We start from the raw sequence: 24,445 nt of genomic DNA, 5'->3' as shown, positions 1-24,445 counted from the left end.
GAGCGTAGATCCGTATCAATGATCGCTTAACTATGCCACTTCAAAACCAATTATCGCAGTTTCAGGCTTTGAAATGCGCTAGATAATTCGGTGCACCGGAAGCAATAAGCTTTAATTTTAAAATTGGATATGCAGAGCAAAGGCCGTGTTCTGTACAAAAAGTTATTGGGAAATAGAAAATTTATGAGTCGCATTTTTTATGTTACTGCAGCATTAATAACCCTTGTCGGCGTTATTGGGTGTTCGAATGAAGGCGAGCAAGCACAGCAAGGTGCTCAGCAAGGTATGCCTGCACCCTCAGTATCGGTAGTTACACTGAAACAAGAACCTGTAGTACATGAAATGGTGTTACCGGGCCGAGTAAGCCCGTCTCGTCAATCTCAGGTGCGTCCTCAGGTAGATGGTGTTATTACGGAGCGCTTGTTTGAAGAAGGCGCACATGTAGAAAAAGGACAGCAGCTTTATCAAATTGACGAAGCCCGTTATCTAGCACAGTTAAATAGCGCAAAAGCCGATTTGAAAAGTGTTCAAGCGAACCTTAAAACGTTGGAAGCAAAGGCGCGACGCTATGACGACCTTGTTGCGCAAAACGCGGTAAGCAAACAAGAATATGACGACGTAATTGCTCAGAAAGATCAAGCGCAAGCGGCAATCAGCGTAGCTGAGGCTGCTGTTGACGTAGCAAAGGTTAACATGGGTTACACCAAAGTGTACGCCCCAATCAGCGGGCGTATTAGCCGCTCTTTTGTTACTGAAGGTACCCTTGTTACTACGAACCAATCTCAGCAACTTGCAACCATTACACAGCTTGACCCAGTTTTCATTGATATGCAGGAGTCAGGTGCGTCAATTATTACGCTTCGTCAGTCAATGAGAAACCAAGGTTCAATGGATGTTGAATTAACGGTAGATGAAGTAACAGGCAAGCGTTACGACCAAACAGGCAGCGTTAAATTTTCTGAGGTAACGGTTGATGAGACCACTGGGTCGGTAACACTTCGTGCTGAAATGCCAAATCCAGATGGTGTATTGCTGCCTGGCTTGTTTGTGAAAGGCCACGTCATTACTGGACGCGAAAATGCGCTGCTTGTTCCTCAACGCGCAACGACACGCCAACCAGACGGTTCGCTTTCAGTTTATGTTGTTAACCAAAACAACGAAGTTGAAGGCCGTACTTTGGAAATAGGCAAAATCTATCGAGACCAATATGTTGCCCTAAGCGGTGTGAGCGAAGGCGAAAAGGTAATTGTAACTGGATATCAGAAGGTGAAGCCTGGCGCGAAAGTTAATCCGTCAGAGTGGCAACCATCATCACGTGGCTCACGATAGCAAACAAGGGATTTAAGTAATATGGCTCGTTTCTTTATAGACAGGCCCGTGTTTGCATGGGTGCTGGCAATTATCACAATGATGGCGGGTGTGTTGGCAATTACCTCACTCCCCATTGAACAATATCCCAAGGTGGCACCGCCCTCGGTGACTATCTCCGCAACGTATCCTGGAGCATCTGCAGAAACCGTAGAGAACTCGGTTACTCAGGTAATAGAACAAAGCCTGACGGGAATTGATAACCTACGTTATTTCTCGGCAAGCAGTTCGAACAGCAGCATGTCTATTACGCTCACTTTTGAGCCAGGTGCTGACCCTGATATTGCGCAAGTACAAACTCAGAATAAGGTACAGGGTGCACTGCCGCTGTTGCCTACTCAGGTACAGCAACAAGGGGTAACCGTAACTAAAGCAAATAGCGCATTTGCATTGGCAGTTGGCTTCTATTCTGAAGACGACTCAATGACGCAATATGACCTGAGCGACCTGTTAGTTTCTCAATTTCGCGACCCGATTTCCCGTGTTAATGGAGTGGGAAATGTACGGGTATTCGGTGCGCAGCGTTCAATGCGTATATGGTTAGATCCAGATAAACTGTACAGCTACAATCTTACACCTACTGACGTTCAAGGCGCCGTTCAGGTACAAAATACAGATGTGTCTGCTGGTCAACTAGGTGGTATGCCTGCAATAGAAAATCAGCAAATTAACGCGACAATTCAAGCGCAGAGTCGCCTTCAAACCGTTGAAGATTTTGAAAACATCGTACTTCGCGTAAATACCGATGGTTCACAGGTTCGCGTGCGTGACGTTGCGCGTGTTGAACTGGGTGCGCAAAGCTACGACGTTATTGTTCGGTACGATCGCAAGCCTGCATCAGGTATGGCGATAAGCCTTGCCTCTGGCGCGAACGCACTAGATACCATTAAGGCAGTAAAAGCCCGAGTTGAAGAACTGCGCTCGAATTTGCCAGATACAGTTAAAGTGGTTTACCCGGTTGATAGTTCTCCTTTTATCGAGCTTTCTATCGAGTCGGTAGTACATACGCTTATTGAAGCGGTAGTACTGGTATTCTTGGTGATGCTACTGTTCCTTCAAAATTGGCGTGCAACGTTGATTCCTACCATTGCGGTACCTGTGGTATTGCTCGGCACCTTTGCTGTGCTACTGGCATTTGGCTTTAGTATTAACGTGCTAACCATGTTTGCTATGGTACTTGCTATCGGCCTGCTCGTAGATGATGCCATCGTGGTGGTGGAAAACGTTGAACGTATTATGGAAGAGGAAGGCCTTTCACCTGCCGAAGCCACCAAAAAGTCGATGACTCAAATCACAGGTGCACTTGTTGGTATTGCGGCCGTGCTTTCAACGGTATTTATCCCAATGGCGTTCTTCAGCGGCTCAGCAGGCGCTATTTATCGTCAGTTCTCGGTTACTATCGTGTCAGCTATGGCATTTTCGGTATTGGTCGCTATCGTCCTTTCACCGTCTTTGTGCGCCACGTTATTGAAAAAGCATCCGGAAAACCATGACAAGAACAAAGGCTTCTTTGGCTGGTTTAACCGCACGTTTAACAAAGGCCGCGATCGCTATCAAAAGACAACAACTCACATGGCGCAACGCTTTAAGCGCTATTTCGTTGTTTATGGTTTGCTTGTAGGTGGTATGGCATTTATTTTCAGCCAGCTTCCTGGCGCGTTTCTTCCAGATGAAGACCAAGGGCGTATGATGGTGTTGGTAAGCACACCGCCTGGTGCAACAGCTGGCCGTACGCTCGAGTCTATCAAGCAAGTGGAAGACTATATTCTTGAGCAAGAACAAGACGCGGTTAACGGCATGTTCGCGGTTGTGGGCTTTAGCTTTGCGGGTCAGGCGCAAAACGCGGGTATGGCTTTCTTAAACTTCAACGACTGGAGCGTAAGAGACGAAAACAATTCTGCGTTTGCAGTGATGAATCGAGCTTTTGGCGCGTTTAGCCAAATTCAAGATGCCTCAGCCTTTCCTATAGTGCCTCCGCCTATCATGGAACTAGGTAATGCAACGGGCTTTGATATGCAGCTTGTCGACCGTGGTGGAAATGGTCACGAAGCGCTGATGAATGCGCGTAATCAGCTGTTGGGCATGGCAGCGCAGAATCCAAAGCTGGCGGGTGTTCGCCCCAATGGTTTAAGCGATGTACCTCAATTTAAAATCAATATTGATAGCGAGAAAGCGTCGGCACTTGGATTGAATTTAAGTGAGATCAATAACGCGCTTCAAATAGCGTGGGGGTCCAGCTACGTAAATGACTTCATTGATAAAGGTCGAATTAAGCGTGTTTACATGCAGGCAGATTTGCCTCATCGCATGACCCCTGAAGACTTGGATAAGTGGTTTGTTCGCAACAGCGACGGCGAGATGGTGGCGTTTAACACGTTCTCGACCACTGAATGGGTTTATGGCTCACCTAAGTTAGAGCGTTTTAACGGCGTGTCGTCTGTCAATATTCAAGGTAGTGCTGCTGAAGGTATCTCTTCGGGTGAAGCAATGGCTGAAATGCAGAAATTGGTTGAGCAGTTACCGCCAGGCTTCGCAATTGAATGGTCAGGCCTATCTTATGAAGAGCAGGAAGCAGGCTCGCAAGCGCCTATGCTTTACGCACTATCAATCTTGATTGTTTTCTTGTGCTTAGCAGCCCTGTACGAAAGCTGGTCTGTGCCATTCGCCGTTATGTTAGTGGTACCTTTGGGGATTCTCGGCTCTGTAACCGCTGCGTTTATTTTCAACTTGCCGAACGATGTGTACCTGCAAGTAGCGTTTTTGACTACCGTAGGTTTGGCGGCGAAAAACGCTATTCTTATTGTCGAATTTGCAAAAGAGCAGTACGAAAACGGCGAAGATTTAATGACTGCGGTTTCAAATGCAGCCTCTCAGCGTTTCCGCCCAATTCTAATGACGTCAATGGCGTTTATTTTGGGAGTAACGCCGTTAGCACTAGCTAGCGGAGCAGGCGCAGCCAGCCAAAATGCAATAGGTATTGCGGTTATGGGTGGTATGTTCGCCGCTACCTTCTTGGCGATTTTCTTCGTGCCCATGTTCTATGTGCTGGTAGAAAAACTCTTTCACAGGGAAGACAAGTAACAAGCAAGTGCGCTAGAGTGGGAAAAACTTTTCATTTTTGAATAGGGATATCGGTAATGACCACCGTTGTTTTTTCTCACGGCAAAGAAAGCGGTCCATGGGGCAGTAAAATAACAACGCTTTCAAATGTAGCGAGCGATATGGGTTTTGGCGTCGAGAGTATTGATTATCAAGATCTCGACTGCCCGGAAGCTCGCCTAGCGCGACTTAAAGAGTTTATTGCTGAAAAGTGCAATGATGTTGTTCTGGTTGGCTCAAGCATGGGCGGCTATGTATCACTTGCCGCAGCAAGCCAAATCTCGGCACGAGGCGTATTCCTTATGGCTCCTGCACTGTATTTGCCAAACTACGAAATTCAACGGTTCCCCTACGACGGCTACGTGAGCCTAGTGCACGGCTGGAATGACGATATCGTGCCTATCGAAAATAGCTTAAAGTACGCGCGCCATCAAAAAGCTCAGCTCTTGTTACTTAATGACGGCCATCGCCTAGCGAATAGCAAATCTGTTATTTCTCCGTTTTTCAGAAATTGGTTGGAAAAATTTCGATACTAATGATGAATCGGTAAGCCTACGACCAATCGCTTATAGTTCACGCTTACGCAAATGCGGGAAAGCGCCTGTTTTTATGGCATGATGAGTTATTGCTTAAAACAGGGCAGATGGAAATGACATTTAGTTTACCTCAAGCGCCACAATGGTCGTCGCTGATAAAGTCTGGTTGCCGTGTCTTTGTTGGCGGAAATGCCTCGGTGCCGCATGCACTAGTGCAGCATCTCATTGATAACAGCGAAGGGTTTAGCGACATCGAGCTGGTTCATATGCTGGCTTTAGGCGACACCCGATGGGTGAAAGAAGAGTATAAAAACCTCTTTAAAGCGAATACATTCTTCATTGGTGGCGAAGCCATGCGTAAGGCGGTCGATGAGGGCCGTGCTGACTATACCCCCGTTTTCCTGTCTGAAATATCAAGCTTATTCAGCGACGGTACGCTGGCACTGGATGCTGCGCTGGTTAACGTAAGCCCACCCGATGAATTCGGCTATTGCTCACTAGGTCCTGCAGTGGATATTGCTATGTCAGCAATCAGACAAAGCAAAAAGGTCATTGCTCAAATTAATCCTCAGGTGCCAAGAACCGCCGGGCACTCTTATATTCATATCAGCGAAATAACGGCCTGCATTGAAGCCGAAGAGCCGCTTGTTGAAGTAACGCCGCCGCCTATCGATTCGGTGGCAGAGCGAATTGGTCAGTATGTATCTATGCTGGTGGACGACGGTGCTACGTTGCAATTTGGTATTGGGAAAATACCGAGTGCAACCCTTAAATATCTGTGTAACCATAAAGACCTAGGCATTCACAGCGAAATGCTCACCGACAGTATTATTGAACTGTTGGAGTCGGGCGCTATCACCAACAAGAAGAAGACTTTCCACCCCGGTAAAATTGTTACTAGCTTTGCTATTGGTACTCGCCAGCTTTACGATTTAATCGACAGCAACCCTCACATCGAGTTTTATCCAAGTAGCTACGTAAACAAACCCACCAATATTGCCAAGAACGATAATATGGTTGCCATTAACAGTGCGCTTGAAGTGGATTTAACCGGTCAGGTCGTCGCCGATTCATTGGGCTACGACTTTTACAGTGGCATAGGCGGGCAAGTTGATTTCGTAACGGGCGCGTCTATCAGTAAAGGTGGGAAAGCGATTATAGCGCTGCCTTCTACTGCCAAGAATGAAACCATTTCCCGTATCACACCCCGTATAAGTGAAGGGGCGGGTGTTGTTACTTCGCGAGGGAATGTTCAGTACGTGGTGACCGAATACGGCATAGCATCGCTTAAAGGCAAAAGCATTCGAGAGCGTGCATTGGAACTTATTCGTGTGGCACACCCCAAATTCCGTGCAGCGCTCTTAGAAGAAGTAAGACAGCATTATTGGGTACCTCATTATCAGGAAAAGTACCCAACCGATATTCCAGAACTGGGTGCTATTCAGCTTAAAAAACTGAATATTCAGGGGGAAACCTATTACATGCGCCCGCTGAACCCCGCCGATGAAAGGCGTTTGCAGGAATTCTTTTACTCCCATACGAAAGAAACACTAAGGCTGCGTTACAACTACGACCCGAAGCAAATGTCGCGCGAAAAGTCGTGTAATTTAGTGTCGGTGGATCAAAGCTCAGATGCGGCGTTATGTATTGTAAGGCAAGAAGGCTCCCGTATTACCATTCACGCAGTAGGGCGTTTTTACTTCAATCCAAATGACAATACCTGTGAAGCAGCGTTTGTTACCCGTGAAACCCAGCAAGGGAAGGGGATGGCAAGCAGGCTGCTAAACGAATTGATCAACGTTGCGAAAAAACGAGGCATTGCAAAGATGATGGCCTACGTGCGTGGCGACAACAGCCCGATGATTGCCATTTTCGAGCAAGCGCAATTTAAACGGAAGTTCACTGGCGACCCCAGTGACATAGAGTTAGTACTAGATGTGGCATCACTCGCATGACAATTAAAATTTTTCGCGGCAAACACGGCACTAAACACGACTTAGGGAAAGATCATCCCGAGTCACCGGATCGCCTGTTCGCCATAGACGACCAATTACTGTCTTCTGGACTCGATATGGTGTGTGAGCACGCTGATGCTACGCCTATTGCTGAAGCTTATCTTAAGCTAGCCCACGACCCTTACTATGTGAAAAGTGTGTTTGAGCATGCGGCTCAGTCCATATTTAGCGACCACGAAAAAACGCTCTATTCCGAACGCAAGGATAACGTGGCATGGTTAGACGAAGATACCGGCTTGATGCGACACAGCTTAAATGCAGCACTTGAGTCGGCTGGTGCGGGATGTAATGCGGTGGATTGGGTTATGGAAGGCAGTGACAGGCAGGCGTTCTGCGCGACAAGGCCGCCAGGTCACCACGCTACATACGACAGCGCCATGGGCTTCTGTATTTTTAATAACATTGTTATAGCTGCGCGCTATGCCCTTCAAAACTATGAACTAAAGCGCGTTGCCATAATCGATTTTGATGTTCACCACGGAAATGGTACTGAGCAAATTGTCGCTGGCGATCAACGCATCATGCTTTGCAGCAGTTTCCAGCATCCTTTTTATCCACATAGTGGCTCACCGGTGTCGGCGAGTAATATTCTTTCTGTACCGCTAGAAGCAGGCTCTACAGGTGAAGTATTTAGAGAAAAAGTGCAGCACTGGTTTAACGCATTGCGCAACTTTCAACCTGAGCTGATTTTTATCTCAGCGGGTTTTGATGCCCACGCAGAAGATCCTATGGCGCATTTGCGACTGGTGGAAGACGATTATTTCTGGATAAGCCAACAACTTCGCGCAGTGGCTGACGAGTGTTGCCATGGTCGCATAGTCAGCATGTTAGAAGGTGGCTACGATTTAAGTGCACTAGGCCGCAGTGTGGTGTCGCACCTTAAAGGTATGAGCCGCCCTATTGAAGAAACTCAATAGGGTCTCATAGCAAGTGAATTATCGTGTTGTTAATTCAACGGGTAAACACGGCAATAGATACCAGCTCAACACCGGTTCATCAGCCTTCATTTAATTAAGCTATCCATCGTGTAAGCATGTAAAGGCCAGCACCTAACATGGCAAGGTTTTCGGTAAGCGAGATAAACCCAAGAGGAAGGTCTGAATTACCGCCCACACAGGCGCACTTAAGTTCACGTTTATCGATATATACCGCTTTAATAACTGAAACTGCACCTATTGCACCGATAAAAATAGAAACAGGTGAAACTAATAGTGCGGGAAGCCCCGCTAGCATACCAAGCCCAGCAAACGCTTCTGCGAAAGGGTACACATACGCGTACCTTACGTGCTTCATTGCCAGTAAGTCATAAGTAATGAATTGATTTGAGAACGCTACAATGTCCTGTAGTTTTTGTAATGCGAGGATCACCATGGTGATGCCAATGAAATTCATTATGAAAGGTTCAATACCTGTCGGGAGTCCACCTTTTAGCATGAGCGCAAATACCACAAGGGCGGCTAAAGAAAAAATCACAATGATAGGTGTGTAGCGCGAACCGAACTCACTTTCTTGCTTCAAATTGAAATAATCTCGTAAGTCATCATAGCCACCAATTCGCTTATCATCGATAAACGTTTGCGGCGTGGTTTTCACATTATGCTTCTCTTTAAAAGCGTCAGTTTCACTTCGGTTGGACAAGTGATGGTCTTCAACATCGTAGCCCTTTCTTTCTAGCAAATCTTTCGACTTAAGTCCGAAGGGACAAATGTGTTCAGGGGTAACCATGCGATAAAGAACGGCGCGCTTTGACATTGTGGACTCCTTGTAAACCTTTCACGAAACGGCACCTAGTGCGCAAAATATGCGCGCCTTCTGCCATGTTTATAGTGATATCACGATATACAAAGATAAGTTACATAATCTATGCCAAGGGTTTAACAGAAGCATCCAGTTGCATCAGTGTTAATTACCGCACCGTTGTAGGGGAGTTGTGTGGTATAGCTTACAACCTGTTCGACAAGGTTCTTTCCGGTAAAGCATCCGTAGCCCGTTGCGTATGGACCTAAATAGCGAAGCTGATTTTGCATGTCTAAAACTATCAGCGCGGGCACTGCATCAAGCATAGCGGCGAGTTCTGGTACGTCTTCTATATTCACTCTGACTTGATGAAAGTCATTTCCTAGCTTTGTTAATAGCTGAGTTTGGTGAGGTGTAGTTAACGTTTCACAGTAGCAACGAGACTGCGTTCCCACATGAATAACAGAACCAGGGGCAATGTTTTGTTCGTTTAGTAGTTCGACAAGTGAAGCGTCAAAATTAGGCGCTGTTGTGCGGTGAAGTAAATCACCATTTGGGTCGAAGGAAGAAAGCTGGCGCTGACCGTAAACCAACAAGGCGGTGAGTAAACTCACCGCCCATAACAACAAAAGTATCCAGCTTGTTTTTTTATGCATAACCCAAATGCCAACAGCGTGCTTCTAGCGCTTTGGTTAAAGCTTAAATCGCTCGATAGCACTGCGCATGCGTTGAGAGATTTGTGACAACACCTCAACTTCGCCTGCTAGCGATTCAGCGGTAGCCAGTTCCTCAGAAGTGAATTCGCTTAATCGCGCCGTACTTTGCGCTATAGAAGACGATGCGGTTTCTTGCTCCACCGCTGATGTCGCTATTTCGGTCATGCTTTCGCTCGCTTCGCGAATTTGCTGCATGATCTGGGTCATGGCTGAAGTGGCGTTATCGCTCGATACAACGGCTTCATCAACCAGCTGAATGCAGGTTTGCATTTGTTCGACTGAACTGGCGGTTTGGGCAACTAGCTGCTCAGTAATACTTGTGATTTGGTCTGCACTTTCTTTTGAGCGAATAGCCAAAGTGCGTACTTCATCGGCAACAACGGCAAAACCTCTGCCGTGTTCCCCTGCGCGGGCTGACTCGATTGCTGCGTTCAACGCAAGCAAGTTAGTTTGCTCGGCAACGGCGGTGATGGAGCGCATTGCGTCAGAAATATGCGCGCACTGCTCGTTAAGCGCCGAGTTTGTCTGCGCTGCCGCATTTAATGTGTTGCGCAGCGAATCTATGGTGCGGCTTGTGTTGGAAATAGAGTCGCGCGTAGTCTGCGAAGAACTTTGTGCCGCAGAGGCTTTGTCGCTGGCAAGGGTTGTTTGTTCGGTAGACAGCTGCATCGTTTGTGCGATTTCTTCTGACGATGCCGATACCATGGCAATCTCTTGGTCAGTGTTTCTGCTGATTTCAAACATGTTGTTTGCCGCCAGCTCCATCTTGTCACAGCCTCTAACAACTTCGTCTGTTAAATTTGAAGCAAGCTCAATTAATGCTTTTACTTGGTCGATGAGCTCTGCGAAAGGTCTCACGATCTTGTGGTCTCGGTTAAGCTCAATAGATAAATCGAGTCTACCGTCACCCTTTTGCATGGTCTCAATAGCTAAGCGCAGTTCAGCCGCACCTGCACCTTCTTGATGACTTTGTTTAGCCATGTACATTAAAACACCGCCCTCAGAAAGCGCGAACACGGCGTGCATCAGCAAGATAGGAAAGGTTACGTGACCTTCTTCAAAAATAAATAACGGCGCGCCGCCCGCTTGCAAAAAGAAGAACGAAATATGATGGACAGCAACGACTGCAGTGCCGGTTGCAACCACTTTCCAGTCTCTAAAGTAGGAAAGGAATGCCAGAAGAACAAAGATTTCAAAGTGGACTTCAATTAACCCGAATGACTGGTGGATATGGAGGGCTGTTAGCAGTTGAACACCGATAGCCATCGCATGGCGACTTATCGCTGAATAGGGATTTTGCAAACTAAGGATAAGTGGTACGGCAGCAATTGGAATACCAAGAACAAATGCAGGAAGAATCTCGCCAGTATAAAAACCGATGCCAATCGCAATTAGCAGTTGGATAACAATTACAACGCGAAAAATCTTGTGACCTTCTAGGAGCCAAGGATACTGCATGCCAATCTCCGACAAGTATTTGGGATTAAGTGTAGGTTAAAAATAAGGGGTGTGCTAACTTCGCCACAGTTTACGTAAGTCACGGTTTTTACGCCATTTAACTTTTGTATAGAAGTTACTGTTATTAAAAAAGTTTAATCTTCGAATGCCTAAATAAGCTAAAGGACACAATCATGCCTGCCATCGCCTTTCTTTCTACTGACCACCTTGAAGACTTCTTTGTGTACGACGAGCTTTTGATCCCGTTTTTCAATGATAACGGTTGGTCTGTAGAAACCATATCTTGGCATAGTCAGTCAGAAAACTGGGATAGGTTTGACTACGTGATTGTGCGCAGTACATGGGATTATCAGCAGCATCCAGAGGCCTTTCTGGCTTGTTTGACTCAAATTGATGCGTCGAGTGCAACCTTGCTCAATCCATTGCCTCTTATGCAGTGGAATATTGAAAAGCACTACTTAAAAGACCTACAGGGCAAGGGCGTGCCTATTGTAAGTACACGGTGGAGTAATACATTTAATAACAGTGTTATTGATGAGGCCTTTTCCCATTTCAATTGCGACACTGTGGTGGTTAAACCTACGCTTAGCGCTAATGCTGATGATACGTTTAAGCTCTCGGTCTCAAATTGGCATGAACAGCAACAGGCGCTTTCTGATACGTTTAATCAACGTGATTTCATGATTCAACCTTTCTTAAATAGCGTGGTTGAAGAAGGGGAGTACTCGCTTTTCTATTTTGGCGGGAAGTACAGCCATGCCATTAAAAAGGTGCCGCAGAAAGGCGATTTTCGCGTACAAGAAGAACACGGGGGGAGCTTACATCCCGTTGCCGTAGATGAAGAACAACTAGATATTGCCCAGAAAGCATTGTCAGCAATGCCTTGCGAAGCACTTTATGCACGGGTTGATTTAGTCAGGCAGGGCAGTGGCTGGGCGATAATGGAACTTGAACTTATTGAGCCCTCTCTTTACTTCAATTTAGATGAACAGTCTCCCCTGCGCTTTGTCGACGCATTGATAAGCTTTCATTTGAATAGGGCCTAAGCGTTGAATAAATGAAAAGTGAAGCCAGCAAATTATAGGTTTGCTGGCTTACTGATAGGAAACTAACTTTTTAATTTAGTGCTAACGCAGCGTCTTCTCAGTTCGTCCCTGCTTTATCGTCCTGTTTCTGCTTGATTCATAATTCTTAACTTGAGCACGGCTTACTGAAGAAGTACTCGCCCGCTCAATTCGTCTTGGCTTACTGCTCTCTCGAGCCACCGGCTTGTTTTGCGGACTCGTTCTTTCAAATCGCTCTCGATTTATGTTTTGTTTAGCTGGGCGCTTTAGCGTGTTTTCTCTATTAGCATATCGCTTCGACTCTGACGGCGTTGATATCCGAGCGGGTTTGTCCCGCTTTAACTGGCTTAGCGTCCGGTCCCTAGTCGGCTTCTCGCTTCTGCTAGCCACTTGATTGCGTATTAGCGCGTGCTAAATGGATTGTTTGCGGCTTACCGAGCCTTGTTTGTTCTGAAAACGAGCTTCTCTAGGTGGCGTTACCTGTTTTGGTTCAATAGTGCGTTTTACGGTCTTGGTATTTTCCGTGCGCGCAATGGGTCTTACGGTATTTTTGTCATTGTGGCGTTTCGATGTATTTACCTTGCTAACGTGTTTATTAGACAAGTGCTTTGCCCGCGACACACCCGCATGTTCATATCGCGAAGGCGCATTGTGAACTACTCGAGTAGAGTAACGCGCACGACGATGCACCGTGTTGTGTTCCCAGCGACGATAGTCTCGGCTTATCACGCGTTTTCTTGGGCTACCGTGATAATACCGGCGTACAGGCTCGCGGTGAATAACCACATGGCGGTTATGCCAGTGAACGCTACCAAAGAAAAAGAACGTAGAAAGATGGATGCTTGGAGACCAATAGACATTGCTATGATGATGATAGCTTACGTGATGACGCCAGCGAACTGGTGAAGTTGTGTGCCACCAGTGACCGTACACAACATGAGGGTCGTAATAAGGCACATACACCACTTCCCGCTGACGGGGCTCAATGTAAATTATTTCGCGAGTAGGCTCACGTTCCCGTTCAACTTCAATGTAGTCATTGGTCACCAGATTACCGGTGTTGAGGGCGTGTTGTCGAAGCACCTGCACGCGCTCTAGCACACGGCTTTGATCAATTAATACGTTATCACCAAGTTGCTGTAACCACTGAAGATCATTCGCCATGGTGTTGAGTAAGTCGGTAAAAGGAGCGAGTGCTTTTACGCTGGGATCCCAGTTAACACTCGCCAGCACATTTTCCACCTGCCCCGGGGTTAAATGCTTGTTGCTTTGGCGCCAGCGGTCGGCTGCAACTACATCAAGCGGGTAGGTAGCCGCAATTAGTATGTGAGTAAGCAGGGTATCAGGATAAAGCGCAATGGGCGCAAGTACACTGTCTAATTCAGCGTCAGAATATTGCTGCGTTGACGTAGAAACATGTGCAAGGTTGGCGTTCGACTGGGCGATGACAGGTAGCGCTGAAACACTAGACAGTGCGACAATCACAGATAAGGTTATGTTTTTCATACATTCTCCTTAGCGCATGAGCAACGGCTTTTCGCGCGCTAAATGGTAAGTCTGTATACGTTATAACCAGCCTATGATTAACCCAAGCTGAATAGAAAACGCCCACATTGGTGTGGGCGTTTTTAAATAACTTGTCTATTTGAAAACGTGGGGGTCGAAAGCGTGCCCAAGCTTTTCTGTTTTCGTCTTTAAGTAATGCTTGTTGTCTTTGGTGATACCGTGGTCAATAGGCTTGCGTGCAACCACGTCTATACCAAGCGCTTTTAGTGCTGCCAACTTTTTCGGGTTGTTTGTCATAAGCTCAACATGCTTCACATTCAGCGTATCTAGCATCAGCTTGCAGATATCGTAACTTCTTAAATCGGCGTCAAATCCAAGATGTTCGTTAGCTTCTACTGTGTCCATGCCGCTATCTTGAAGGTTGTAGGCGCGAATTTTATTTAAAAGACCAATACCTCGACCTTCTTGGCGAAGGTATAACAGCACACCGTGACCATTATCGACGATATTTTGCATGGCTTTTTCTAATTGAAAGCCACAGTCACAGCGGGTGCTAAATAAAGAATCGCCTGTTAAGCATTCTGAATGGATACGAATTGGCACTACGTCGTCTTCTTTCCACTCTCCATAAGAAAGGGCAACGTGTTCTTGGCCGCTGGCTTCAACAAACCCGTGTATTTTAAAATCACCCATGCGAGTGGGTAATTTTGCGGTACTGACATATTCGTATTTAGGCTGTTTGCTACTCATGTTACTTCTACACTTTGGACAGTAGGCAATAAGTGGGGATGACTTCCTTTTTTGCAAGTCTACCATTTTATTATACGCGAGTTGACGCTAGTGCTATCACTTTTTTAGTAAGACGTATATTAAGTGCAGTTATTAAAGTGGCGTAAACTCTCGCAGCGGGGCAGGCTTTGCAACGCTATAGCCTTGGGCAAAATCAACGCCCATTTTGCCAAGTTGTGCCATGGTGCCTTCATTTTCAACGAATTCCCCGACGGTTTGCATACCCATGGCTTTCGCTACATCATTGATTGACGCAACCATAGCCGTGTCTACACTGTCGTTCAGCATATCCTTGATAAACATACCGTCAATCTTTACCTGATTAACCGGCAAGCTTTTGAGATAACTGTACGAAGAGAAGCCGCTGCCGAAGTCGTCTAGGGCAAACGAACACCCAAGGCGATTAAAGGTACGCATAAAGGCAAGGGTGTCCTCCATTTTTATAATCGCTACCGACTCGATCACCTCGAAACAGATCTTGTTGTAAGGAATATTAAAGGTTTCGAAAGCGTTTAAAATGAATAACGTAAAATCTCTGTCTGCTAATGAATGGCAGTTGAGGTTTATACTGCATCGCCTTAACTCAGCGAGATGTTCAGGGTTTTCAGACAGCCATTTGAACGTATTTGTGACTACCCATTTGTCGACATTTACATTCATTTCAAAGCGCTCGGCCGTGGGTAAAAAATTAGCGGGCTCAACAATTTTTCCGTCTTTTTCCCTTAGGCGCAATAGCACTTCATAATAGTGACCATCGCTGGCTTTGCTCAAAGGTCTTAAAGACTGGTAATAAAGTTCAAAGCGCCCTTCTTCCAAGGCGTTGTTTATAGAAGAGACCCAGTCCAACTCACGCTGATAGCGCTGCATGCTCTCGTCATCTTTATTATATTTATGCACCTGATTTCTGCCTTGCTCTTTGGCAAAATAACAGGCGGCGTCAGCCATACTTAAATACTGCCCTGAGCTAACGTTACTATCGTCGCACACAACCATGCCAATACTTACGCCTAGGTTGAATATTCGGTTATCCCACATGAACCGATAGGCCTGTACTGCATTGAGAATTTTCACTGCATTGAGATATACCGCATCAACATCTAAATCTGAATAGATAACGCCAAACTCATCGCCCCCGAGTCTTGCTAGCTGCGCGTTGGGTAGCAGCGTATTTTCAATCAGGCGGGCGACGTCTTTTATGAGTACATCTCCCGCTTTGTGACCGCAGGTGTCGTTAACGACTTTAAATCGGTCTAAATCTAAAAAGAGTAGGCACACAGGTAACGCGCTGTGGTTATGTACTTTTTCCTTGAAGACAGATTCAAATTGCCGTCTGTTGTATACGCCGGTTAGTGAGTCGTGAGTAGCCAAATACTGAAGGCTTAAATCGGATTGCTTTTTTTCCGTGATATCAATAATTGAGCCGTACAGGTAAGTTCCTTCATCGTTCTCGCGGATCTGGCAAGACAATGAAAACCAGAACTCAGTGCCGTCCCGACGTTTTCCCCGTATCTCTTTTCTGGTGACATGGCCTTGTTGTGATATCTCACCTAACAATACATGTCTGTCTTCTGGTGATGCGTAAAAGGCTTTTGTGCTTGCTCCCTCGCTAAGCATTTCTTCCTCATTCTCATACCCAAACACCGTGCACATCGCAGGGTTAACTGAAATTAGCTTACCGTCCCAGGTTGATGTGTAGTGTCCTTCAGCGGAGTTTCGGAACAAGTCATAAAAGTGATTTAAGCTAGAAATTGTTTCAGCTTGAGAGGAGAGCTTATGTTGATTGAGTACCTGCTCTTTTGTGATGACCGCAAATCCAAAACACAGGAAACCCAAGGTTAAGAAAAACAGCATTCCCATCGCGACATCGACAGTATAAATAAGGTCGCTGAAAAGGTTTTGGGTCACCAAGGCGTAAAACGCAAAGAAAGATAGCCAGGCCAGAATATAAGTGGTGCTGACAACACTACTGCCTTTGTCTTTAAAGATAAGAGCAAGGGTAACGTGATACAAACCCATCGCCGCTGTGAGTATAAGCAGCGTGATTGTGACCATATAAGCATTTACGGTAAAACAGTAAATGGTAGCAGCAATAGGTAGAGCATAATTTAGCAGTCTTAAAACAAAAGGCACACGAGAGAACAGGTGATGAGTCACTTTTCCAATACACAGTAGTAATACGCCGAAGCATACGGCGTAAAAATGCTCGCTGGCGTTAGTCAGGCTAGGCCAAAACGCGAGGCCACCCTCTGTAATGAACAATAACGCAATAAGCACCAATGACGACATGGTTAGCCAGAAGCGGGTAGGGATACGCTGATATAAGTAGGAAAAAAGAAAATAGAAAGCAATGAGTGCCATCACACCCGACACAGCACCAAGCAAAGTCAGCATATTAGTGTCGTGTTGAGCAAGCAGGTCTCTCTCCCATAGTGACATTGGAAAGTACTTTAGCCCCTCGTCTTTCACTGCGATTAGTAACCGAGCGTCTTGGTATGGTTGAAGGGTGAAAGCAAGCCTGATATTTGGAAGCGGTTGTCTTAACGAATAGTCACCTTTACCAGCTTGATAACGGTACGATTTTATAATTCGCTGGCTGCTGTCTAGAAGATAAATCTGCAAATCATCAACGTTTAGACGGTCGATATTAAGCACTAAGGGAATGGCACTATAGCCAGAGTGGACAAGCTCTGTTGAATACCACACACGTTCTGTTGAAGAAGCCGTTGCTGTTGGTGTTTTTGTGGAGCTTCCCGTCAATACATCAAAATAGGTTGCGCTATTAGGTGCAATTGATACCCGTGCATAATGGTTGATGATTTCCCTTTCGAAAGACTCATCGATAACAAGCCGCGGGCTGGCAAAGGCGTTTATGCTTAGAACCACCCAACTAATGAGCAAAGCTGCAACGTACTTTGTTAGCTGGGAGATTGGCACTAGCATGATCCTTGAAGCGCTAATTATGTGTTTTCTATAGAATAATACTAGTCTGTCCTAAAAGCCAAACAGAAAGAAAAAGGCACGGTAATACTTACGTGTTTTGAAGATACTGGTAGATCGCATTCGGTGATTGTTGTGTGCCTACCGGTTCCAGCCATATCGCCTCGCAAAGCCACTCAATGCATAGTATGCATTGAAAATTTGTATTGCTGGATTGGGTGGTAACAAGCGCCTGAAAGCGATCGGCTCCCCAATCTGCGTCGGATAGTGAAAAGTGAAAAATTTCACAAAACTGCTCTGCCCACTGCTGAGTTTTAAGAGGAGTTAAAGGTAATGCAATGCGGATTTCTACGCTTTGTTCGTTAACCACGGCGTGCTGTTGAATGTCTTCTTTGGTGAGATTTTGCATAGAACTTATCAATTCGCCGGTTATTGTAAACCTGCTTGCTTTATAAAGTGTATATAGTACAACACAAAAACAATAGCGTTAATCTAAGCGTATTAAGGACGGGGTATGCTAACACTTCACCATTTAAATAACTCTCGCTCGCAGCGAATTTTGTGGCTTCTTGAAGAGCTAGGCGTAGAGTACAAAATAGAATTCTATCAACGAGACAGCAATACGAACCTAGCGCCGGATTCGCTGCGTGCTGTTCATCCGCTGGGGCGCTCTCCGGTACTGACTACGCCACACGGTGCCATTGCGGAGTCTGGTGCTATTGTGGAATACCTTGTTCGCCACCACGCTACTGATGCATTTTCAGTACCCCAAGATCCAGAGGCGCTACAGCAGTACTGGTTCTGGCTACATTTTGCTGAAGGCTCGCTAATGCCCCCATTGGTGGCGAATTTAGTACTGGAAAAAGCACGCCAAAAAGCTTCGAAGCCCTTCTTTATTAAACCTATCGCTGACAAACTGATAGACGGTATTTTAAATGCCTATTATGGCCCTAATTTAGCGCAGAGCTTACGCTATGTGGAATCTTACTTATCGAAAAATACTTGGTTTGCGGGTGACGCACCCAGCGGCGCTGATGTTCAAATGATATTTCCGTTAGAGTCGTTGGTAGCCAGCGGGCGTGCGAAAGACTTTACTGCCATACAAGGTTACGTAAAACGGGTTCATGCCAGAGAAGCCTACAAAGCTGCGCTTGAGAAAGGGGGGGAATACGCTTACGCCTAGTGTGTTTATCTCTACTGCGTGCACTTTTACTTTGTGCAAACCCTGCGGCCAGCTGGAAAACAGAATCTAGTTGGCCTGCAAGCCCTCAGTGCTCTCGATTTATGTAATCATCAATAAGCTGGATAAAAGCCTCACCATAGCGTTCGAGTTTGGTTTGGCCTACGCCGCTTACATCAAGCAAGGTGTTGCGCGTAGTGGGGAGTTTACATGCCATATCCACTAAGGTAGCGTCACTAAATACCACATACGGCGGCACTTCATTTTCTTCGGCCAACACTTTGCGTAAGTGCTTAAGACGGGTGAACAACGTTCGGTCGTAGTTAGCAGGCGCTTGTTTTGCTTTTTTCTTGTCGGGCTTAAATTCAAGTCGCGGAACGGCAAGCTGAACCGCTACTTCACCTTTTAGCACAGGCCGAGCGGCCTCGGTTAAGCGCAATGCGGCATGGGCGGTAATATCAACGCGTATAAGGCCTTTATGAACAAGCTGGTTGATAATGTTGTGCCAGTAGCTATCCGATTTATCTTTACCTATGCCGTACGTGGAAAGCTGGTGGTGACCTGCGTCCTGAAGGCGCCTAAGCTGCTTGCCTCGCAAGACATCAATGACATACTGGCTAGAGGCTTGCTGTGAGAGCCGAAGTACACACGACAGTACTTTTTGTGCAATCACCAAACCGTCGATCATCTTAGGTGGGTCTAGGCAAATGTCGCAGTTGCCACAGGCGCTGTCACTGAACTGCGAAAAGTAATTCAGGAGTACTTGTCTACGACAGGTTTGCGCTTCTGAAAAAGCTTCCATAGCCGCAAATTTTTGTAACTCTATTTGGTTGCGCTCGGCTATTTCCCCTTGCTCTATCCACTGTTTTACGCGGGCTGCGTCTTTTTCATCAAACAACAATAAAGCTTCTGACTCCAAGCCGTCTCGCCCCGCTCGGCCGGTTTCCTGATAATAGCTTTCAACACTGCGCGGAACATCGTGGTGAACCACATAACGCACGTTCGATTTGTTGATACCCATGCCAAAGGCAACGGTGGCCACCACAATATCAATTTTGTCGTTAAGAAACTGGCGCTGTACCAGCTCTCGCTCGTCGTTATCCATACCCGCGTGATAGGCCGCACAGCGAAAGCCTTGTCTGAATAATTTAGCGTGCAGGTCGTCGACTTTAGCGCGACTGTTACAGTAAATAATGCCGCTACCTTCTTGCTGTTTTACGTAAGCAACAACTTGATCAAAGGCTTTGTACTTGCTCATTACGCGGTAGCGAATATTGGGTCTGTCGAAGCTGCCTTTATAAACCAGCGGGTCGTTAAGGTTTAGCTGCGTCAGTATGTCTGCTTGGGTGGCCGAATCTGCAGTCGCTGTGAGTCCAATAACAGGAATAGAGGGGAAGCGGGATTTTATTTGCCCCAGAGCGCGATAATCTTGCCTGAAATCGTGCCCCCAATGGGAAACGCAGTGCGCTTCATCAATGGCAAATAAGGCAATGTCGGCGTGCGCAAGCGACTGCTGAAAATAGTACTGCATTAAACGCTCAGGCGACACGTAGAGCAAGTCGAGCTTTCCTGCTTGAAGTGCGTCATTTATGCGTGCTTGTTCGTCTGTTTCTAGCGTTGAATTGAGATAGGCAGCTTTTACGCCCAGCGCTTTAAGCTGTTCTACTTGGTCCTGCATAAGCGATATAAGCGGTGACACAACAATAGCGGTGCCTTGGCGCACTAACGCAGGAATTTGATAGCACAGCGACTTGCCACCACCTGTTGGAAGCAAAACAAGTGCGTCTTTACCTTCACATACTTGGTGAATGACTTCGCCTTGACCGTCGCGAAAAGCATCGTAACCAAATACATCTTTTAAGACGGTTTCTGGTGTTTTTACACGTTGCGTTTCTGGCGCTAATTCTGATGGAGCTATTGCAGTTGTCATGGCGCTGGATTTTACGCGTTTTTGGCGACGTCTTCACGGGGCAATTTAAAAAACTAGACTAAAATTCAGCGATAGTCCTGATCAGAGGGGCAGCAGCTCTTATAATTTATTTTGATTCAACATCATTGGTTGGATGAATTTCCGTCAAACTTACGTTCGGTAGTAATGTTGCTTATAAGCACATTACAAATATCAATTCATCAAGGAAAGCGAGTGGATAACAAAACGACTAATAAAGACGAAGCTAAGGGCAGCGAAACACTAAACCATGAACTAATGATTAAACATGTAATTACGCTTTTTCGTGATACTATGCCGTTTAACCAGTTGCTGGGCTTGGAATTTGTTACCGAAGGAAAGGGGCTGGATACACAGATCTCCCTGCACCTTGATTGGCAACCAGCGCTGACCGGCAATCCAATGCAAAAAATCCTACACGGCGGTGTAACAGCGACTATGCTAGACACCATCGGTGGTTTAGTTTCAATTGTAGAAACCATCAAACAAACCGCACGTGAACACCTTGCGGACCTTCAAGTTAGATTGCCCACCATGGGCACAGTCGATATGCGCGTTGACTACTTAAGGCCGGGAAGAGGCGAGCGCTTTGTTGCGACAGCCACGATTATACGCAAGGGCAGTAAATTAGTGGTTTGTAGAATGGAATTGCACAATGAAAAAGGCGATCATATAGCCTTTGGCACGGGTACATACATGCTGGGATAGCAGTGTCTTAATAGGTTTGCATCATCCCACAATGCCTGTTGTTACGTTGTGTAAAGGAAGTGAGCGGTATTAACGGGAGGTGTAGCATGGCAGAGCCATTACCAGATTTAATTGAAGAGATTGTTACCGATAGTATGGGTGACGATCCGGCGACCTTGTTAGCCACCCTTGCGGGGCAGGACGAGGTATACATTGCATCACTGTTAGAATCGTTGCCCGTAGAAAAACGTTTGGCGGTATGGGAAGGCATTCCTCGCGACCGTAAGCTCGACGTATTGGTTGAGATGCGTAGCGACCCCCGTGAAATTCTTATCGACAATACGCCGCACGACGAATGGGCATCTATTTTTGCTGATATTGACGCAGAAGATTTACTGGAACTACTCGATTCATTGCCAAAACGCCTAGTCGACATGGCCTATGAATCACTAGATTCTAAAGAGCGTAAGTACTTCAGAGAAGCGACACAATTCCCCGATAACCAAATAGGGCACTGGGTTAACCACGAGCAGTTAGTGTTACCTTCGAACGCGAAAGTGCGCGAAGGGCTACGCTTATTAAGACGTGACATACCTCAGCATTGTGACAGCATTTTTTTGGTGAACCGCTCAGGTCAATTTTCCGCGCTGGTTAAAATTAGCCACCTCTTCAATGCGCAAGATCACGTGTCGCTATTCGACTTGTCAGAAGAAAGTGTGACGACCATTCAAGGGGCTGACGACACTATGAATGCGTCGCTACTTGTTCAACGTTCTGGGCTTGCGTCGCTGCCGGTAGTTGACGAAAACAACAAGCTTCTCGGCCGATTAGATGTGACCTCTGCAAGTGAGTTGGTTAACGAGTTTTACGAACGCCAAGTGATGGCTTCGGCCGGTATGGATGAGGACGAAGATTTATTCTCGCCTGTGGCGAAAAGTGCGAAAAATCGTGCCCTTTGGCTTGGCATTAACTTGCTTACCGCATTTTTAGCTTCGTGGTTTATTGGATTGTTCGAAGGCACCCTTCAACAAGTGGTTGCCCTTGCGGTACTGATGCCGGTAGTGGCAAGTATGGGAGGCATTGCAGGTAGTCAAACGCTAACCCTGATTGTACGCGGCTTGGCGTTGGGGCAGGTCACGCCTGCCAACTTACGGGCGCTGATGGTGAAAGAGCTTAAAGTAGGCGGCGTAAATGGCGTGATTTGGGCCTTGGTAATTGGCGTTGTTGCTTATTTCTGGTTTACCGATGCCATGTTAGGGTTGGTTATCTGTTTGGCCATACTGTTCAACATTGTAGCCGCCGCACTTGCAGGCGTATTTGTGCCTGTAATATTGGACAAGCTGAAAATAGACCCAGCACTGTCGGGGTCGGTCATTTTGACTACCGTAACCGACATTGTAGGCTTTGTAGCATTCTTAGGTTTGGGCACACTGTTTCTGCTGTAGCACCATTCCCGCGATAAACCTTGTCCTGTTTTTTCATGAGGAACGCATCTAAGGCCCCATTGAATGAGCACATTTAGTGGGGCTTTTTCATTTTTTGTTAATTGCGTTTCATTAATTATGCCGCTTGTTACACGTCCTTTGCCGCATTGGAAAGCGTTAAGGGTTGTGAATTCACCTAACCTGATAAACAATACGCGCCTTCTTCCCCCGAATTTCGTTGGAGTCAGTCTTGTCTAAGCAAGCCAGTGCCGCTCAAGTCGGCGTTATTTGTGCAATTGCCGCATATAGCATGTGGGGTGTCGCACCTGTTTATTTCAAACAGTTGATGGTATTGCCGGCAGCTGAAATCCTGATGCACAGGGTAATTTGGTCTGTGGTGCTTTTGGTTGGGCTTATAGCCGCGCTAAAGCAGTGGCCCAAAGTGGGCGCCGCCTTTCGCAATAAGCGCGTTATGCAGATTTTATTCGTTGCAGGGTTGTTACTCGGGGCGAATTGGCTCTTGTTTATTTGGGCAATTAATAACGACCATATTCTTGATGCAAGCCTTGGCTATTACATCAACCCTCTTATCAACGTATTTTTAGGGCGACTTTTCTTAGGTGAAAGGTTGCGTAACTTACAGCGTGTAGCCGTTGGGCTTGCCGTTATTGGCGTGGCTATTCTTATTTTCTCTTATGGCCACGTGCCGTGGATTGCCCTGGTGCTTGCGGGAAGTTTTAGTGTGTATGGCTTATTGCGCAAGCAAGTGGCAGTAGACTCGCTACCCGGCCTATTCATTGAAACCTTAATGCTCTCGCCATTCGCTATTATTTACTGGGTCTTCTTTGGCTCTGAGTACAGTAACTTATTTAATAACGACGCCACGCTAAATACCCTTATTTTAGCGGCTGGCATTGTAACTACCGCGCCACTACTTTGTTTTACCGCTGCAGCAAGGCGCATTATGTATTCAACGCTGGGCTTTTTTCAGTACATTGGCCCAACGCTTATGTTCATTCTGGCGGTTTACCTGTACGGCGAACCGCTTGAAGAGTCGCGCTTGGTGACCTTCGGCTTTGTGTGGTTTGCGCTTATCTTGTTTAGTGCAGATTCGCTAGTTAATTACCGCAGTCAGCGTAAAGCGCGAAAGCTAGCGGTGGAGTAGGGGCTTTTGCGCACAAGTCTTTAATTAAACGTCGGACAGCTAAGCGGCGGTTGATTGAGTGAAAAGCTAAAGCAGTGAAGCTTGCTCTTGCTGAGGAACATCTGGTGGTTCGCACTTCACTTGGTTACGCCCACTATTTTTGGCGGCATAAATCTGCTTGTCGGCAAGGCTTAGTAGCTTATCTACGCGCTGAGTGTGGGCGCCACTTACCCCAATACTGCAGGTCACTTTAATGTCGCTTTTAGGCAGCTGAATAATTTCCGCTTCCACCACTTTTCTGAAGTCGTCTAGACGCTCACAGGCTTGTTTTAGTGGTGTTGACGGCATGTATATACAAAACTCTTCGCCACCAAAGCGGGAGATAATTTCGTCCGGAAAATAAAACTCAATAAGGGCCGCCATGGCTTTTAGCACAATGTCACCTGCGTCATGGCCATGGGTATCGTTTATCGATTTGAAAAAGTCTAGGTCAATAAGGGCGAGAGCGTGATCCTCAGACAGGTTTTGGTGTTGTACAGTAACCATGTAGAAGAAGTGGCGCCTGTTAGGCAAACCTGTTAAATAGTCGGTGTTGGCCACACGACGAATTTCTTCAACGCTTTCAATATATTCCACGTTCTGCATCACGCGACACAAGAACTCTTCATGACAGTAGGGCACTCGCAAGAAGTCATTTGCACCACTTTTAATAAAGTGCGCAGACATTAACATGCCTTTGCCTCCAGCAACGCCCATAATTGCCAGCTGCTCTTTCGAAAAGGCTTTTCTTAAACTGGCGACAAAGTGCGTGCCTGTCATATCAGGCAACGTGTTGTC

General features: G+C 46.4%; 19 protein-coding genes. 10 read left to right on the top strand and 9 right to left on the bottom strand.

Going from position 1 to position 24,445, the window contains the following annotated elements:
• Positions 1–183: 183 nt before the first annotated feature.
• The 5 genes from QVA83_RS01590 to QVA83_RS01570 all read left to right on the top strand — a co-directional run bounded on the left by QVA83_RS01590 (position 184) and on the right by QVA83_RS01570 (position 7,935).
• A complete protein-coding gene (locus tag QVA83_RS01590) occupies positions 184–1,329 on the top strand; it encodes an efflux RND transporter periplasmic adaptor subunit (RefSeq protein ID WP_014947826.1) in 1,146 nt (381 codons plus the stop codon).
• A 21-nt stretch (positions 1,330–1,350) separates the two neighbouring features.
• Entirely contained in the window at positions 1,351–4,449 is a 3,099-nt protein-coding gene (locus QVA83_RS01585) for an efflux RND transporter permease subunit (protein WP_014947827.1), read from the top strand.
• A gap of 56 nt (positions 4,450–4,505) precedes the next feature.
• Positions 4,506–5,003, top strand: a complete 498-nt coding sequence (locus tag QVA83_RS01580; RefSeq protein ID WP_014947828.1) for an alpha/beta hydrolase — start codon at positions 4,506–4,508, stop codon at positions 5,001–5,003.
• Between the two features lie 113 nt (positions 5,004–5,116).
• Complete coding sequence (locus QVA83_RS01575; protein WP_014947829.1) at positions 5,117–6,958, top strand: bifunctional acetyl-CoA hydrolase/transferase family protein/GNAT family N-acetyltransferase; 1,842 nt, start codon at positions 5,117–5,119, stop codon at positions 6,956–6,958.
• Entirely contained in the window at positions 6,955–7,935 is a 981-nt protein-coding gene (locus QVA83_RS01570) for a histone deacetylase family protein (protein WP_014947830.1), read from the top strand. Before QVA83_RS01575 ends, QVA83_RS01570 begins: the two co-directional genes overlap by 4 nt.
• Positions 7,936–8,029: 94 nt before the next feature.
• Here QVA83_RS01570 and QVA83_RS01565 read toward each other — a convergent pair whose 3' ends face one another.
• The 3 genes from QVA83_RS01565 to QVA83_RS01555 all read right to left on the bottom strand — a co-directional run bounded on the left by QVA83_RS01565 (position 8,030) and on the right by QVA83_RS01555 (position 10,929).
• Positions 8,030–8,770: a MauE/DoxX family redox-associated membrane protein gene (locus tag QVA83_RS01565; RefSeq protein WP_287498058.1), complete on the bottom strand. Its 741-nt coding sequence runs from the start codon at positions 8,768–8,770 to the stop codon at positions 8,030–8,032.
• 122 nt (positions 8,771–8,892) lie between these two features.
• Complete coding sequence (locus tag QVA83_RS01560) at positions 8,893–9,411, bottom strand: DUF6436 domain-containing protein (RefSeq protein WP_014947832.1); 519 nt, start codon at positions 9,409–9,411, stop codon at positions 8,893–8,895.
• 36 nt (positions 9,412–9,447) lie between these two features.
• Positions 9,448–10,929 (bottom strand): methyl-accepting chemotaxis protein, encoded by a 1,482-nt coding sequence (locus QVA83_RS01555; protein ID WP_287498057.1) that lies wholly within the window; start codon positions 10,927–10,929, stop codon positions 9,448–9,450.
• A 173-nt stretch (positions 10,930–11,102) separates the two neighbouring features.
• On the opposite strand from QVA83_RS01555, the gene QVA83_RS01550 reads away from it, so the two are divergent.
• Positions 11,103–11,975 (top strand): ATP-grasp domain-containing protein, encoded by an 873-nt coding sequence (locus tag QVA83_RS01550; protein WP_061439009.1) that lies wholly within the window; start codon positions 11,103–11,105, stop codon positions 11,973–11,975.
• A gap of 429 nt (positions 11,976–12,404) precedes the next feature.
• Here QVA83_RS01550 and QVA83_RS01545 read toward each other — a convergent pair whose 3' ends face one another.
• The 4 genes from QVA83_RS01545 to QVA83_RS01530 all read right to left on the bottom strand — a co-directional run bounded on the left by QVA83_RS01545 (position 12,405) and on the right by QVA83_RS01530 (position 17,634).
• Entirely contained in the window at positions 12,405–13,499 is a 1,095-nt protein-coding gene (locus QVA83_RS01545; protein WP_287498056.1) for a DUF3300 domain-containing protein, read from the bottom strand.
• A 135-nt stretch (positions 13,500–13,634) separates the two neighbouring features.
• The gene (gene ribA / locus QVA83_RS01540) at positions 13,635–14,249 is read right to left on the bottom strand and encodes a GTP cyclohydrolase II (protein WP_014947836.1); all 615 of its coding nucleotides are present in this window, start codon (positions 14,247–14,249) and stop codon (positions 13,635–13,637) included.
• A gap of 132 nt (positions 14,250–14,381) precedes the next feature.
• On the bottom strand, positions 14,382–17,228 hold the full coding sequence (locus QVA83_RS01535) for an EAL domain-containing protein (RefSeq protein ID WP_287498055.1): 2,847 nt from the start codon (positions 17,226–17,228) through the stop codon (positions 14,382–14,384).
• Between the two features lie 88 nt (positions 17,229–17,316).
• On the bottom strand, positions 17,317–17,634 hold the full coding sequence (locus QVA83_RS01530) for a hypothetical protein (RefSeq protein WP_287498054.1): 318 nt from the start codon (positions 17,632–17,634) through the stop codon (positions 17,317–17,319).
• A 105-nt stretch (positions 17,635–17,739) separates the two neighbouring features.
• Here QVA83_RS01530 and QVA83_RS01525 point away from each other — a divergent pair, with 105 nt between their 5' ends.
• Positions 17,740–18,408, top strand: coding sequence for a glutathione S-transferase (locus QVA83_RS01525; protein ID WP_287498053.1), 669 nt, complete (start codon positions 17,740–17,742; stop codon positions 18,406–18,408).
• An 85-nt stretch (positions 18,409–18,493) separates the two neighbouring features.
• Here QVA83_RS01525 and recQ read toward each other — a convergent pair whose 3' ends face one another.
• Entirely contained in the window at positions 18,494–20,335 is a 1,842-nt protein-coding gene (recQ, locus tag QVA83_RS01520) for a DNA helicase RecQ (protein ID WP_287498052.1), read from the bottom strand.
• Positions 20,336–20,548: 213 nt separating this feature from the next.
• Here recQ and QVA83_RS01515 point away from each other — a divergent pair, with 213 nt between their 5' ends.
• From QVA83_RS01515 to rarD, 3 genes are all read left to right on the top strand, one after another.
• A complete protein-coding gene (locus tag QVA83_RS01515) occupies positions 20,549–21,061 on the top strand; it encodes a thioesterase family protein (protein WP_287498051.1) in 513 nt (170 codons plus the stop codon).
• 86 nt (positions 21,062–21,147) lie between these two features.
• Positions 21,148–22,485: a magnesium transporter gene (locus QVA83_RS01510; RefSeq protein WP_014975345.1), complete on the top strand. Its 1,338-nt coding sequence runs from the start codon at positions 21,148–21,150 to the stop codon at positions 22,483–22,485.
• Positions 22,486–22,714: 229 nt separating this feature from the next.
• Entirely contained in the window at positions 22,715–23,629 is a 915-nt protein-coding gene (gene rarD / locus QVA83_RS01505; RefSeq protein WP_014947843.1) for an EamA family transporter RarD, read from the top strand.
• A 66-nt stretch (positions 23,630–23,695) separates the two neighbouring features.
• Here the strand turns inward: rarD and QVA83_RS01500 are convergent.
• Positions 23,696–24,445: GGDEF domain-containing response regulator (locus tag QVA83_RS01500; RefSeq protein ID WP_287498050.1), on the bottom strand; the 750-nt coding region annotated here is incomplete at its 5' end.

It is taken from the genome of Alteromonas sp. AO-Serp, from assembly GCF_017849675.1.
In the GTDB taxonomy this organism is placed as follows: domain Bacteria; phylum Pseudomonadota; class Gammaproteobacteria; order Enterobacterales; family Alteromonadaceae; genus Alteromonas; species Alteromonas macleodii.
Note: the sequence above shows the minus strand (reverse complement) of the source record. Positions and strands in the feature narration are given on the sequence as shown.

What these genes read in the sequence shown, in the direction of transcription:
- QVA83_RS01570 (WP_014947830.1), top strand. Translation starts at nt 6,955, where the DNA reads ATGACAATTAAAATTTTTCGCGGCAAACACGGCACTAAACACGACTTA.
- QVA83_RS01510 (WP_014975345.1), top strand. Translation starts at nt 21,148, where the DNA reads ATGGCAGAGCCATTACCAGATTTAATTGAAGAGATTGTTACCGATAGT.
- QVA83_RS01535 (WP_287498055.1), bottom strand. Translation starts at nt 17,228, where the DNA reads ATGCTAGTGCCAATCTCCCAGCTAACAAAGTACGTTGCAGCTTTGCTC.
- QVA83_RS01590 (WP_014947826.1), top strand. Translation starts at nt 184, where the DNA reads ATGAGTCGCATTTTTTATGTTACTGCAGCATTAATAACCCTTGTCGGC.
- ribA (WP_014947836.1), bottom strand. Translation starts at nt 14,249, where the DNA reads ATGAGTAGCAAACAGCCTAAATACGAATATGTCAGTACCGCAAAATTA.
- QVA83_RS01560 (WP_014947832.1), bottom strand. Translation starts at nt 9,411, where the DNA reads ATGCATAAAAAAACAAGCTGGATACTTTTGTTGTTATGGGCGGTGAGT.
- QVA83_RS01585 (WP_014947827.1), top strand. Translation starts at nt 1,351, where the DNA reads ATGGCTCGTTTCTTTATAGACAGGCCCGTGTTTGCATGGGTGCTGGCA.
- QVA83_RS01550 (WP_061439009.1), top strand. Translation starts at nt 11,103, where the DNA reads ATGCCTGCCATCGCCTTTCTTTCTACTGACCACCTTGAAGACTTCTTT.
- QVA83_RS01565 (WP_287498058.1), bottom strand. Translation starts at nt 8,770, where the DNA reads ATGTCAAAGCGCGCCGTTCTTTATCGCATGGTTACCCCTGAACACATT.
- QVA83_RS01575 (WP_014947829.1), top strand. Translation starts at nt 5,117, where the DNA reads ATGACATTTAGTTTACCTCAAGCGCCACAATGGTCGTCGCTGATAAAG.
- QVA83_RS01545 (WP_287498056.1), bottom strand. Translation starts at nt 13,499, where the DNA reads ATGAAAAACATAACCTTATCTGTGATTGTCGCACTGTCTAGTGTTTCA.
- recQ (WP_287498052.1), bottom strand. Translation starts at nt 20,335, where the DNA reads ATGACAACTGCAATAGCTCCATCAGAATTAGCGCCAGAAACGCAACGT.
- QVA83_RS01580 (WP_014947828.1), top strand. Translation starts at nt 4,506, where the DNA reads ATGACCACCGTTGTTTTTTCTCACGGCAAAGAAAGCGGTCCATGGGGC.
- QVA83_RS01555 (WP_287498057.1), bottom strand. Translation starts at nt 10,929, where the DNA reads ATGCAGTATCCTTGGCTCCTAGAAGGTCACAAGATTTTTCGCGTTGTA.
- QVA83_RS01530 (WP_287498054.1), bottom strand. Translation starts at nt 17,634, where the DNA reads ATGCAAAATCTCACCAAAGAAGACATTCAACAGCACGCCGTGGTTAAC.
- QVA83_RS01525 (WP_287498053.1), top strand. Translation starts at nt 17,740, where the DNA reads ATGCTAACACTTCACCATTTAAATAACTCTCGCTCGCAGCGAATTTTG.